General features: G+C 62.4%; 15 protein-coding genes. 12 read left to right on the forward strand and 3 right to left on the reverse strand.

Annotation, left to right across the window (positions count from 1 at the left end):
- The first annotated feature begins 91 nt into the window (after positions 1-91).
- The gene (locus tag ATU_RS26590; RefSeq protein ID WP_003520964.1) at positions 92-247 is read left to right on the forward strand and encodes a hypothetical protein; all 156 of its coding nucleotides are present in this window, start codon (positions 92-94) and stop codon (positions 245-247) included.
- A gap of 12 nt (positions 248-259) precedes the next feature.
- The gene (locus ATU_RS20585) at positions 260-937 is read left to right on the forward strand and encodes an NnrU family protein (RefSeq protein WP_010973806.1); all 678 of its coding nucleotides are present in this window, start codon (positions 260-262) and stop codon (positions 935-937) included.
- Positions 938-941: 4 nt separating this feature from the next.
- Here ATU_RS20585 and ATU_RS20590 read toward each other — a convergent pair whose 3' ends face one another.
- The 3 genes from ATU_RS20590 to ATU_RS20600 are packed head-to-tail and all read right to left on the reverse strand — an operon-like array spanning position 942 to position 3,462.
- Positions 942-1,532: a UbiX family flavin prenyltransferase gene (locus tag ATU_RS20590; protein WP_010973807.1), complete on the reverse strand. Its 591-nt coding sequence runs from the start codon at positions 1,530-1,532 to the stop codon at positions 942-944.
- Entirely contained in the window at positions 1,529-3,055 is a 1,527-nt protein-coding gene (locus ATU_RS20595) for a UbiD family decarboxylase (RefSeq protein ID WP_035257760.1), read from the reverse strand. The genes ATU_RS20590 and ATU_RS20595 overlap by 4 nt, the downstream gene beginning before the upstream one ends.
- A gap of 56 nt (positions 3,056-3,111) precedes the next feature.
- Positions 3,112-3,462 carry a DUF488 domain-containing protein gene (locus ATU_RS20600; protein WP_010973809.1) on the reverse strand — a complete coding sequence of 117 codons (351 nt, stop codon included), beginning with the start codon at positions 3,460-3,462 and terminating at the stop codon, positions 3,112-3,114.
- Positions 3,463-3,611: 149 nt separating this feature from the next.
- On the opposite strand from ATU_RS20600, the gene ubiT reads away from it, so the two are divergent.
- From ubiT to napE, 10 genes are all read left to right on the forward strand, one after another.
- Positions 3,612-4,127 carry a ubiquinone anaerobic biosynthesis accessory factor UbiT gene (gene ubiT, locus ATU_RS20605; RefSeq protein ID WP_010973810.1) on the forward strand — a complete coding sequence of 172 codons (516 nt, stop codon included), beginning with the start codon at positions 3,612-3,614 and terminating at the stop codon, positions 4,125-4,127.
- Entirely contained in the window at positions 4,118-5,095 is a 978-nt protein-coding gene (gene ubiU / locus ATU_RS20610; RefSeq protein WP_010973811.1) for a ubiquinone anaerobic biosynthesis protein UbiU, read from the forward strand. The genes ubiT and ubiU overlap by 10 nt, the downstream gene beginning before the upstream one ends.
- A gap of 5 nt (positions 5,096-5,100) precedes the next feature.
- Positions 5,101-6,039: a ubiquinone anaerobic biosynthesis protein UbiV gene (gene ubiV, locus ATU_RS20615; protein ID WP_010973812.1), complete on the forward strand. Its 939-nt coding sequence runs from the start codon at positions 5,101-5,103 to the stop codon at positions 6,037-6,039.
- Positions 6,036-6,413, forward strand: a complete 378-nt coding sequence (locus ATU_RS20620; protein ID WP_010973813.1) for a hypothetical protein — start codon at positions 6,036-6,038, stop codon at positions 6,411-6,413. The genes ubiV and ATU_RS20620 overlap by 4 nt, the downstream gene beginning before the upstream one ends.
- A gap of 97 nt (positions 6,414-6,510) precedes the next feature.
- Positions 6,511-8,664, forward strand: coding sequence for a TonB-dependent receptor family protein (locus ATU_RS20625; RefSeq protein ID WP_010973814.1), 2,154 nt, complete (start codon positions 6,511-6,513; stop codon positions 8,662-8,664).
- An 18-nt stretch (positions 8,665-8,682) separates the two neighbouring features.
- Entirely contained in the window at positions 8,683-9,666 is a 984-nt protein-coding gene (locus ATU_RS20630) for an ABC transporter substrate-binding protein (RefSeq protein WP_010973815.1), read from the forward strand.
- A gap of 5 nt (positions 9,667-9,671) precedes the next feature.
- Positions 9,672-10,481 carry an ABC transporter permease gene (locus ATU_RS20635; protein ID WP_010973816.1) on the forward strand — a complete coding sequence of 270 codons (810 nt, stop codon included), beginning with the start codon at positions 9,672-9,674 and terminating at the stop codon, positions 10,479-10,481.
- Positions 10,478-11,230: an ATP-binding cassette domain-containing protein gene (locus ATU_RS20640; RefSeq protein WP_010973817.1), complete on the forward strand. Its 753-nt coding sequence runs from the start codon at positions 10,478-10,480 to the stop codon at positions 11,228-11,230. The genes ATU_RS20635 and ATU_RS20640 overlap by 4 nt, the downstream gene beginning before the upstream one ends.
- The gene (locus ATU_RS20645) at positions 11,227-12,414 is read left to right on the forward strand and encodes an NnrS family protein (RefSeq protein ID WP_010973818.1); all 1,188 of its coding nucleotides are present in this window, start codon (positions 11,227-11,229) and stop codon (positions 12,412-12,414) included. Before ATU_RS20640 ends, ATU_RS20645 begins: the two co-directional genes overlap by 4 nt.
- 210 nt (positions 12,415-12,624) lie before the next feature.
- Complete coding sequence (gene napE / locus ATU_RS20650) at positions 12,625-12,810, forward strand: periplasmic nitrate reductase, NapE protein (protein ID WP_010973819.1); 186 nt, start codon at positions 12,625-12,627, stop codon at positions 12,808-12,810.
- Positions 12,811-12,814 lie beyond the last annotated feature (4 nt).

Genomic DNA, 12,814 nt, shown 5'->3' on the forward strand with positions numbered 1-12,814 from the left:
CAAACCCTGCTTCTTTGCGGTCGGTCAAAGAAGGGAGCGCGCAAAGTCCTATTGTCATGACAAAGCGCAACTCTGGAAAATGGAGCTTCCCATGAACGACGCGCAGGTCGGGCTGATTGTCGCAACCCCTATTATCATTGGCTTTGCGGTGCTGTTGTACCGTATGGGAGTGCTGCAGCGCATGGGCGCGGTTTCCGCCGTGCTTGCCTCCGTGGCCATTGCTTCGGTGCTGTTCCTGAACCAGTGAGAAGACAGTCGGATGCTTGAACTCGTCGCCGCTCTTTCGCTCTTCGTGGCGCTGCATTCCGTTCCCGCCGTGCCTGCCGTGCGCGGACGGCTGATCGCGGCCGTCGGCCGGCCCGCCTATCTCGGGGCTTATTCCGTGGTCTCGCTTCTGACGCTGAGCTGGGTGTTTCATGCCGCGCTGTCGGTTGACTACATACCGCTCTGGGATGTCGCGCCCTGGCAGGCGCATGTCACGTTTCTGGCAGCGCCGATCGGCCTGTTTTTCGTGCTGGCCGGCCTTCTCAGCGTCAATCCGCTCTCCATATCCGTGCGGCAGGGGCAGCAGCCCGGCGCCATCGTGCGCATCACCCGCCATCCCGTGCTTGTCGGTTTCCTGTTCTGGTCGCTTGGCCATGTCGTGCCGAATGGTGACCTGCGCTCCGTCATCCTGTTCGGCGGTTTTGCGCTATTTTCGCTCGGCGGAATGGCGATGACGGAAAAACGCGCCCGCAAAAGACTGGGCAATGCCTGGAACGCGACGGCCGCCGGCAGCGCCACGGTTCCCTTCGCGGCAATCCTTTCCGGCAAAACCCGTATCGCCGTGGATGGGCCGATGCTGCTCGCTGCAGCGCTGACGGGCTTGACGGTGTGGTGGCTGCTGGCCGGCGGCCACGCCATGCTCTTCGGCGCGGACCCCATGGCCTATTTCTGAAGAGTTACGACGTCTTCACCACATGCGGCTGCCATATCGGCGCTTGCGGTGCGGAGCTGATACCGAGCTGATCGATCGCGCGGGCAGCAAGCTGGTCGACAATATCGAAGACGCTTTGCGGCCTGTTATAAAAGGCCGGCACCGGCGGCATGACGATGGCACCTGCCTCCGTCACAGCGCACATGTTGCGCAGATGGATGAGATGCAGCGGCGTCTCGCGGGTCATCAAAACCAGTTTCCGCCGTTCCTTCAGGTGCACATCGGCGGCGCGGGTGATGAGATTGTCCGAAAGTCCGGTTGCGATGGCGGCAAGTGTACGCATGGAGCAGGGGGCGACGATCATGCCTGTTGTCGGGAAGGAGCCGCTGGCAATTGCCGCGCCAATATCATCGACGGCGTGATTGACGCTGGCGAGCGAGAGCATCCGCCCCATGCCCTCGGCACCTTCCTCATGCAGCACGGTGCGTCGGGCGGATGGCGACAGGACGAGATGTATTTCGACGCTTTTCATCGCGGCGAGGCGTTCGATGATGCGCAGCGCGATGCCGGCACCGGATGCGCCGGTAACACCGACCACGACGCGGCATGGGGTCATGGCCGTTCTCCAAGGCCGAGGTCACGCCACACCAGATCCACTTTCGCGACGACGTCCGGCGTCATGGATAGCACGCGGCCCCATTCGCGCTCCGTCTCCGGTGGCAGCTTGCGGGTGGCGTCCAGCCCCATCTTGCCGCCGAGGCCGGCTTTCGGCGAGGCGAAATCCAGATAATCGATCGGCGTATCGTTGATGATCGTCGTATCGCGCGAGGCGTCGAAACGGGTGGAGAGCGCCCAGACGACATCCGTCCAGCTGCGGACATCAATATCGGGATCGACCAGAATGATGAGCTTCACATAGCTGAACTGCGGCAGCATCGACCAAAGGCCCATCATCACCCGCTTTGCCTGTCCCGGATAACGCTTGTCGATGGAAGCGACCATGACGCGATAGGAACAGGCCTCCGGCGGCATCCACAGATCGACGATTTCCGCAAACTGCCGTTTCACGAGCGGCAGGAAAATCTCGAGCATGGCTTCGCCGAGAACCGAGGGTTCGTCCGGCGGGCGGCCGGTATAGGTGGAAAGATAGATCGGATCGCGGCGCATGGTGATCGCCGACAGCGTCATGACCGGGAAGGCTTCGACCGAATTATAATAGCCGGTGTGGTCGCCATAGGGGCCTTCCATTGCCGTTTCCGTTGCCGAAACAGTACCTTCCAGCACGATTTCAGCATTGGCTGGCACCGGCATCGGCACCGTCAAAGCTTTCGCGATGCGGCTTTTCGCGCCGCGCAGCAGGCCGGAAAAGCCAAGCTCGCTGATATGGTCGGGAAGCGGCATCACGGCGGCGAGAATAGTGGCGGGGTCTGCCCCGATGGCGACGGTAACGGGCATATCCAGCCCGCGCGCCTGCCACAGCCGGTGGTGATGCGCGCCGCCGCGATGCGCCAGCCAGCGCATGATCACCCTGTCCGGCCCCAGCACCTGCATGCGGTAGATGCCGACATTGATATCGTCGGGATCATCAGGCGAGCGCGTGATGACCAGCGGCCAGGTAATGAGCGGAGCCGGCTCTCCCGGCCAGCACCATTGCACCGGCAGGCGGGCAAGATCGACTGCGTCACGCGTCAGTACCTTTTCCTGCACCGGCGCGCGGGAGACATTGCGTTGCCGCATGGAAAGTGCGGCTCTGAGCAAAGGCAGCTTGCTCCAGGCCTCGGCCATGGATTTCGGCGGCCGCGGCTCGCGCAATTCGGTAAGCTTTTGTCCAAGTGCTGGCAGGCCGCCCGTCTCCAGCCCCAACCCCCATTCGATGCGCTGCCGCGTGCCGAACAGATTGGCGAGCAGCGGCATCTTCCGCACCTTGCCCTCGTGATCGACGGGTTGCTCGAATAACAGCGCCGGCCCGCCATCGGCGAGCACGCGGCGGTGGATTTCGGTGATCTCGTGCACCAGCGAGACCGGCTGGCGGATTCGCCGCAGCTGCCCGCGTTCTTCCAGCAGCCGGATGAAACCGCGCAGATCGCTTGTGCGGGCGGGTTTTGCTTCTGCCTTTATATCTGTCGGTTCGTCTGTCATGCCGCCTGTTTGCAGGCGGTTATGCGGCATGTCCTTGCGCTGCCGCAAATGCGGCTTCAGTGCGAGTGAAGATAGTCGGCGAGAACGAGCGCGTGGTTGTGTTCAGTATCATGGGCGGCGTAAAGCAGCGTGACCCGGCCCTTCGCCATCAACTCCTTCATGCGCGCCACGGCATCGGGATTGGCGGAAAGCTCCTGATGGTAGTGCCCGGTGAAGTCGGCAAAACGTGACGGCATATGGGAGAATTGCTTGCGCAGTTCGTTGCTGGGCGCGATTTCCTTCATCCAGAGCGAGAGCTTTGCGTCTTCCTTGCGCATGCCGCGCGGCCACAGCCGATCCACAAGAACGCGCGTGCCGTCATCGTCGCTGGCGGGTTCGTAGATCCGTTTGATCCTTATATCGGACATGGGCGGCCTCCTTCGCTCGGCAAGTGAATGATTTATAGCGGCTTTTGTGAAGACGCATCCGAAAATCTCCCTGTCTTTGCGTTCGCTCAAACCGGCGCCGACGCGCTGCGGTTAGGTTCCTGCCCGCAACTGACCTGACAGGACCCTTCATGAGACCTTTTCCCGCCGCCATCGCCACCCCGATGAATTTTCTGCCCCTTGCCGTGGTGCAGCGAGCGACGGCGGCGATGCTGGCACAGATCATGAAACGGCACCCGGATATGTTCGGCAGGCTCGGTGAACATAGCCGCAAGCGTTATGGCTTTCAGCCTGTCGATCTGCCTTTCGCCTTCATGGTCGAACCGGCACGTCCCGGCATCACCGTCAGCCGAAAGGGCCGCCTGCCGAAGGTGGATGCGGCGGTCGAAGGGCCGCTTTTCATGCTGCTGGCGCTGATGGAGGGGCGGCAGGATGCCGATGCGCTGTTCTTCTCGCGCGATCTTGGTGTGACCGGCGACATGGAGGCGATGCTGGCGCTGCGTAATGCGCTTGACGATAGCGGCATCGACCTGCCGCGCGATCTCGGTGCCTTTGCCGGGCCTTTCGCGCCGGTGATAACGGGCCTTGCGAACCGGTTGCGTGGCCATGTTCTATCCGAAACGCGGGGAGGTGAGGCATGGAACTGATCTGTCCGGCGGGCACACCCGCCGCCTTCCGCGAGGCCGTGGATGCCGGGGCGGATGCCGTCTATTGCGGGTTCCGCGATGAAACCAATGCCCGCAATTTCCCCGGCCTCAATTTTTCGCGCGAAGAACTTGCCGAGGCCATCGCCTACGCGAAGAAACGCAGCGTGCAGACCTTCGTGGCGCTCAACACCTTCATGCGCGCCGGCAATGAGGATATCTGGTATCGCGGCGCGGCCGATGCCGTGAAGGCGGGTGCGGACGCGCTGATCCTTGCCGATTTCGGCCTGATGGCGCATGTGGCGGAAAAACATCCGCAACAGCGCATTCACGTCTCCGTGCAGGCTTCCGCCTCCAATGCGGACGCGGTGAATTTCCTCGTTGATGCCTTCGGCGCGAAACGCGTTGTGCTGCCGCGCACTCTGACGATTCCCGACATCGCCCGGCTGGCGCGGCAAATCCGCTGCGAGATCGAGATCTTCGTATTCGGCGGCCTCTGTGTCATGGCGGAGGGGCGCTGCTCGCTTTCGTCTTACGCCACAGGCAAGTCACCCAATATGAACGGCGTCTGCTCGCCGGCAAGCCATGTGCGTTACCGGCAGGATGGGCGGGAGCTGGTGTCGGAACTCGGCGATTACACCATCAACCGCTTTCCGGAAGGAGAGGCGGCAGGTTACCCCACGCTGTGCAAGGGCCGTTTCGAGATTGCCGACGACAAGTCCTATGCCTTCGAGGACCCGGTATCGCTTGATGTGATGGACCAGATCGATGCCTTGCGCGACGCGGGCGTCAGCGCGCTGAAGATCGAGGGCCGCCAGCGCGGCAAGGCCTATGTGGCGGAAGTGGTTTCCACCCTGCACCGGGCGCTGGCCGCCAGCGCCGAAGAGCGGGGACGGCTGCTTTCACGCCTGCGGCTGTTAAGCGAAGGCCAGCGCACCACTGTCGGTGCTTACGAGAAACGCTGGAGATGATGGCGATGGCAAAAACCGCAAAGGCCACATTGGCGCTCGGCCCCGTCCTTTATCTCTGGCAGGGCGAGAAATGGCGCGATTTCTATTTTCGCATCGCCAATGAAGCGCCGGTCAGCCACGTCTATCTCGGCGAGACCGTCTGTTCAAAACGCTTCCATTTCACCGAGCCCCATCTGGCAGAGGTGATCGAGCGGCTGGAGGGTGCCGGAAAACAGGTGGTCCTCTCGACGCTTTCCCTGGTGACGCTGGAGCGGGAAAGCCGCCAGCTGCGCGGCCTGATCGCTGACAGCCCCTATCCCGTCGAGGCGAACGACCTTTCAGCACTCGGCATGCTGCACGGCACGCCGCATGTCGTCGGGCCGATGGTGAATGTCTATAATGCCGCAACCGCGCGGCTGCTCGCCTCGCGTGGGGCAAGCGCCATCTGCCTGCCGCCGGAACTGCCGGTCACCTCGGTGGAGCGCATCGTGGCGGAAACGCCTGACGTGGACTTCGAAATCTTTGCCTTTGGCCGCCTGCCGCTCGCCATTTCGGCGCGCTGCGCCCATGCCCGCGCCAAGGGCAATATCAAGGATAATTGCCAGTTCGTCTGCGGCGACGATCCGGATGGGCTGCCGGTGCGCACGCTCGACCGGCAGTCTTTTCTGGCGTTGAACGGCGTGCAGACGGTGTCGCACACCTGCCAGTCGCTGCTTGGCGAGCTGCAGGATCTGGCCGCTGCCGGCATAGCGCGTTTTCGCCTGTCGCCACAGGATTGCGACATGGTGGCGGTGGCACGGATCCATGATGATGTTCTGGCCGAAAGGCGTGATGCGGAGGAAGGTCTCGTCCTTCTGCAACAAGCCTATCCGGACGTGCCCTTTTCCAACGGTTTTCACCACGGGCAGGAAGGGGCAGCCTGGGTTGCCCGCGCCCGCAACACGGCGCATGGAGCCAACCTATGACGATGAGCGGACAGGAACAGCAGGCACTCCCAGCACCGGGCGGCGCGGATATCGCGGCGGCGATCCATCTGGTGCGCGACGTTGTCTTACAGAGCGCGCTCGATTGCGGCTGCCGCGACAAGGTGCACGAGGCCCTGCGCGAGCTCGAGGATTTCGAGCGCCAGCGCAACATCGTCAAGCTTCTGGCTGCCGCCCGTGAGGAGCGGCGCAAGATCGGACTTCTGACCGAGATGCTCGCTGATTTCGCCGAGGACGATACGGTCGATCAAGGTATCGTCGAAACCGCGAGCCTGATGTTTCTGGATATCGCCGCCGCCGCCCAGGAAGGCTCGCGAATTCTGCGTGACGCCCTGTCTCTTAAAACATGCAAATAAAACTCATGTTTTTGGCGTTGTTTGATCGAGCGCAAAGAGGCCGTTCTTGCAAAATGTCATTCCCGGTGCACGCAGAACATGACTGAAGGGGTGGCATATGCGGGGGCTGAAGGCTGGGTTTTTCACGATAACGACAGGTCTGATGGCCGGGGTTTCCGGTGTTGCGCTGGCGCAATCGGCCACGCCGGGTTCGACCACGGTTCTGGAGAGGATCACGGTTGAGGGGAGCAGATGGGCGGATGGCGTGGAGCAGGCGCGAAAGCGGCTGAACGCCATTCCGGGTGGTGTTTCCGCGCTTCAGCCTCAGGACCGAACCTTGACTGCCGTGCCGACGCTTGCGGATGCACTTGCATCTGCGCCCGGCGTTGTCGTCCAGCGCTTTTTCGGCGGCAACGATCAGCCGCGCATTCAGATCAGGGGCTCCGGGCTGCAGCAGAACCCGGTCGAACGTGGCGTTCTGGTGCTGAAGGACGGGCTGCCGATCAACCGCGCCGATGGTTCTTACATCGTTGGGCTGGCCAATCCAGGTCAGGCCAGTCTCATAGAAATCTATCGCGGTTACACCGCCAACCGGCTGGGCGCCAGCGTGCTTGGCGGAGCGATCAATTTCGCTTCGCCGGTGGAGAAAGGAACCAGCATATCCGCCGGCGGCGGCAGCTTCGGGCAGGCGGACGCTTCCCTGCGCACCGGCTTCGATGCGGATCGCTTTGCAGCCGGCTTTTATGCCGATGCCAGCCGCCGCGACGGTTATCGCGTCTATAATGAATCACGCCGGTTAAGCGTTGGAGGGGTGATCGAGGCGGATGTGTCCGACACGGTCAAAACCCGTGTCTTTGCCAGCTATACCGATCTTGGTTTCGACGTGGCAGGCCCCCTGACGAAAAGTGCCATGGATGCCGACCCACGGCAGGTTTCGCCCGGTCCGCCAATCAGCCTCGGCCCGAATGTGACGCGTGACAAACCGCGCCGGGAAGCGAGTCAGTTCGTCATCGGTTCGCGCAGCTCGATCGAACTCGGCGATCATCTGTTCGATATCGGGCTGGGTTACACCTATACCAGGGACATGTTCCGTTTCCCTGTCTCGAGCGGCGTGCGGCGTACAGATGGCGGTGATGTGACGGGGCTTCTGCGTTATGCCTACCAGCCCGATGCCGATGCGCTGCTGCCGCTGTTCGAGGCGTCTGCGCTTTATACGGTCGGATCGGCGGAACGCACCTATCATATCAACCGGGCAGGGGGCGATGGTCCGGCCTTTTCCAGCAACGATCTCGATGCGTCGACGCTATCCTTGAATGTGGGCCTGAACGTCCCGCTTTCGGAAACGCTCACGTTGTCGCCATCGCTTTCCTATACCCACGCCACCCGTGACAATGAGGACCTCTGGCGGGCCGCGGGTCGGCCGCGGCTGAGCTTCGGACCGGGTGGCGCAGTCGCCTCTTCGGTGGCCGCCGTGGATACGAGCTATGAGCGCAGCTATAGCGGATGGTCGCCGGCGCTCGGCATCAGCTGGCGGCCGGGTGACAGCGACATGTTGTTTGCCGCCGTCAGCCGCAGTTTCGAGCCGCCGACCCATGACGATCTTCTCGGCACCACCGGCGGCACGCCGAACGCCTCGCCCACCGGCTTTTCGACGCCCGATCTTAAGGCACAGACCGCCACCACGGTTGAAATCGGCTGGCGCGGCGAGCGCGGCTCCTGGAATATCGACGCCACCGCCTATTATTCCTGGGTGGAGAACGAATTGCTCAGCCTGCGCGACAGCAGCGGTTCGCTGCTCTCCGCCTTCAACGCGGATGAAACCGTTCATGCCGGTCTGGAATTTGGCGTTTCTGGTGAGGTGCTGGATGGCCTGACCGCCCGTCTCGCTTATGTGCTGCAGGATTTCCTCTTCCGGGACGATCCGGTGCGCGGTGATAACCGGCTGGCCGGTGCGCCGCGCCAGGTCGTCAATCTCGCCGTACAATATGCCCTTTTCGAACAGTGGGATATCGGCGCGGTGCTGCAATGGGTCCCGTCCAAGACACCGGTCGATAACATGAACACCCTGTATGCCGATCCCTATGCGGTGGTCGATCTGCGGACCGAATATCGTGTCAATGACAGGTTCTCGGTCTATGGCGCCGTCACCAACGTCTTCGACAAGACCTACGCCTCCTCCACACTCATTCTCGATGAGGCAAGCGCCGGTCAGGCGGTCTATCTGCCGGGCGACGGACGCGGATTTTATGCCGGTATCAAGGCGCGTTTCTGAACGCGGAAAGGACTGACCATGACCAGTTACACACGACGCCGGGCGCTGTCGCTGCTTTCCGGGTTGACCGTTGCGAGCCTTGCCGCGCCATCGATCCTGAGGGCCGAAGCTCCATTTGTCTTTTACGGTCCACCCGCAGCACCCTCGGCCGTGCTGGCCCATGCGGTAAAAGGCGGGTTCCTGAAGGATGTTGCGCCTGAGGCCGTCTTCAAGGCCTGGAAAACCCCGGACGAGATGCGCGCCGCCGTTGCCTCCGGCTCGATGGGGGCGGTGGTGATGCCGAGCTACGGCGCTGCCAATCTGCATAATCGCGGCCTCGGCCTTGGGCTTCTGAACGTGCTGACCACCGGTCTGCTCTATGTGGTGTCGAAGGACGAAACGCTGACGTCGCTGGAAAGCCTTTCCGGCAAGACGCTCGCTCTGCCGTTCAAGAACGATATGCCCGATTTCGTCTTGCGCCGGCTGGTCGCTGAAAAAGGCTTGAAGCCCGGCGATATCAAGCTGGAATATGCCGCCTCGCCACCGGAGGCCGTGCAATTGCTGCTGACGGGCAGGGTGGATGCTGCGCTGCTGAGCGAACCGGCCGCAACTGCGGTGCTGATCAAGGCAAAGTCGTTTTTCATGACCGCTCATCGCACCATCGACATCCAGCAGGATTGGGCGAAGGTGGCGGGCAAGCCCGAAATCCCGCAGGCGGGGCTCGCCCTGACCTCGCAGGTTCAGGAAAAGCTCGGCAAGGCTGGCATTGGGGCCTTGCAGGCGGGCGTGGAAGCGGCGCTTGCCAGCGCTCTAGCGGATCCGCAAAGGGCGGCGGCGGCCGCCGCCGATGCCCTCGGTTTCCCGGCGGAGATCATCGCTGCCTCCTTTCCGACGAGCCATTTGTCGGCGTTGAAGGCGAGCGCCGCACGCGCCGATCTCGAGGCATTTTACGATGAACTCGCCAAGGCGCACCCGGCCATCATCGGCGGTCGGCGGCCGGATGACGGCTTTTATCTGGTGTAGCAGGCATGAACCGCATTCTTGAAAGCCTTGGCTGGACGGGTCGCTATCTCTGGGCGGGCTGGGCCGGGCTATCAGGCATTTTCTGTTTTCTCGCCGCCTGGCAGGCCGGCCATGAGATTTATGGCTCCTTCATCCTGCCTTCGCCGGGTGAGACTTTCGCGGCGATCGGGCTTCTGGCGGCGCGGCCGGATTTTTTCGCGATCCTGTCGCAGAGCGCCGTCAGGGCGCTGACGGGTTTTGCCATCGCCGCCGGCATCGGCACGGTGGCGGGTGTGCTGGCCGGTTACTCCTTCGCGGCCATGCGGCTGATGAAGCCTGTCGTCACCGTCCTCCTCGGCGTGCCGCCCATCGGCTGGATTGTGCTGGCGCTCATCTGGTTCGGCTCGTCGGGTGGCACGGCCATCATGACCGTGGTCATCGCCTCCGCCCCGGTTTCTTTCGCTGGCGCGCTGGAAGGTGTCGCCAAGCGGGACCGGCAGCTGGAGGTGATGGCGCAGGCTTTCGGCGCCCCATGGTTCTACCGCCTGCGCACGGTCACCATGCCGCATGTTCTCTCCTATCTCTTCCCGGCCTGGACGACGACGGCCGGCAGCGCCTGGAAAGTGACCGTCATGGCCGAGCTTCTGTCGAATTCCGGCGGCATTGGCGGCGAACTGGCAACCGCGAGGGCGCTGTTCGATATCGCCCAGGTCAGCGCCTGGCTCACCATCACGGTCGGCCTTGCCTTGCTGACCGATTACGGCCTGCTGCATCTGCTGCGCGAAGCGCTGGAACGCTGGCGCGCCGCCGGGCTGCCATGGGGTGTCAAACGATGAGCGACCATTTTGCCCTCAGTTTCGAACAGGTCGGCCACGCCTTTCTCGGCCGCAGCCTGTTTGAGAATTTCGATCTGAGCATCGCGCCGGGGGAAACCGTTGCGCTGCTCGGCCCTTCCGGCAGCGGCAAGACGACGATTTTGCAGATCGCGGCCGGTATCATCGATCCCGTTCGCGGCCGGGTACAGCGCAATTACCGCCGGCAGGGGCTGGTGTTTCAGGAACCGCGGCTGCTGCCATGGATGACATTGATCGACAATATCGCCTACGGGCTTGCGGCAGTCGGCATACCGAAACGGCTGCGGCGGGAGATCGTGGCGCAGTTTGCCCTGGAAGTTGGTCTGGAAGAGACGGATTTTCACAAATATCCGGTCGAGCTTTCCGGCGGCATGCGCCAGCGTGCCGGGGTGGCGCGGGCGCTCGCCGTGGAGCCGGATATGCTGTTTCTGGACGAACCCTTCAGTGCCGTCGATGTCGGCCTGCGCCGGCATTTGCAGGAACTTCTGGTGGATGCCGCTCGCAGGCGTGGTTTTTCCACGCTTCTCGTCACCCATGATCTTCATGAAGCGCTGTTGGTGGCCGACAGGCTGATCGTGCTCTCGGGCGTCGATGGCCGCGTTGTTGCCGCGCATACTCCGGACGGTTCGCCGGGGCGACGCATGGCGCGCGCGGTGTTCGACGAGGTGGAATTCCTGTCCGAAAGCCCGGCTTTCGCTGAATTGTTTTCGGCAAAGGAGCGGATGCGATGAGGCAACCACCAATTCTTTCGGAAGCTTTGCGGTTGTTTTTCCCTCTGGCCGCCCTGCATGGCGCGGTCTGGCCGTTTTTGTGGATTGTCATCGGCGGCTACGCCTTACCTTTCGCCAATGCCGTTCCGCCCTCGCAATGGCATGCCCATGAAATGATTTTCGGCACCTATGGCATGGCGCTCGCTGGTTTTCTCGGTTCGGCAGTGCCTGAATGGACCGATACGAAAGCGGCGGCGGGCCGCACGCTGCTTTGTCTCGCCGGCCTCTGGCTGCCGGGCCGCCTGATCGGTTTCGTGGGGGCGGATACGTGGAGCCTGCTGGCGGGCTTTTTTGATCTGGCGTTTCTGCTCGCGCTCTCCGTCCTTATCGGCAAGGCGATGCTGGTGCGGCGAACGACGAAACATCTGGCGTTCCTCGTCTGGCTCATTCTGTTTGCGGCGGCGGAGACGGGCGTGCGCTACGCCTGGTGGATGGGTGATCTGGAATTCGCGGTCCGCTGTCTGGAGGCGGCGCTGTGCATCTTCATCGTGCTTTTCTCGCTCTCGGCCGCGCGCATCAACGTCGTCGTCATCAATCTGGCGCTCGATCCAAGCGGCGAGACCACGCCTTACCGGCCACATCCCGGACGCCAGCATATGGCGGGTGCCATGGTGACGCTGTACATGGCAGCAAAACTTCTGTTTCCGGAAAGCGACGTCTGCGCCTGGCTGGCGCTTGCGGCCGGTGCCGCGTTTTTCGACCGGCTGGCCGAATGGTTCATCGGCCGCGCCGTCTTCAGGACCGAGGTCCTGTTGCTGGCGCTCGGCAATGCCTTTGCCGGGGCGGGATTTCTGGCGCTCGGGGCGACGCGGCTCGGCTTTTCCGTTACGTCTGCCGCAGGGCTGCACCTGCTGTCGGTCGGCGCGCTTGGCTGCGCCATTATGGCCGTCTTCATCATTGCCGGGCTACGGCACACCGGACGCGATCTGAAACATCTGCCCTGGCAGGCGCATGCAGCGGCTGCCCTGATGGTGATGGCAGGGCTCACCCGTATCCTGCCCGAATTCGATGTCGCAGCAGTCCTGTCACCCTATCATCACGGCCTCAGTGCTATCCTGTGGGCTGCGAGTTTCGGCATCTGGCTTCAGGGCTTCCTGCCCTTCATGCGCGCGCCTGGCACCGACGAGGCCGGCGCGTGTGGTTGAGAACGCAGATTGCCCGGCGTCTCCGGCATCCATTTTTGCCCTCCTTGCGCTCTTTGTTTATTTTTTCGGCAAAAGCACAACATGAAATCAGTGACTTAGACGGGCGGTCTTGATGAATGTTAGTTTTGATAAATAATCAATAAAATCAAATGGTTGAATATTCAATCCTTTTGGCCGATGATGGTGTGAACCGAACAGGGAAACGCGAATATGCCTAAAATAGTCGCGCCTCTACACGCGGATGGAAAGCCGAGCCGGACGAAGGAGCTTATTACCTTCGCCGTTCTGGCCTTTGGAATCTGGCCTGTGCTGGCGGTCGGATTTGTCGGAGCCTTTGGCTTCATCGTCTGGATGTTCCAGATCATTTACGGGCCGCCGGGCCCCCCCGGCCATTGAGGGC

The organism is Agrobacterium fabrum str. C58 (genome assembly GCF_000092025.1).
Classification (GTDB): domain Bacteria; phylum Pseudomonadota; class Alphaproteobacteria; order Rhizobiales; family Rhizobiaceae; genus Agrobacterium; species Agrobacterium fabrum.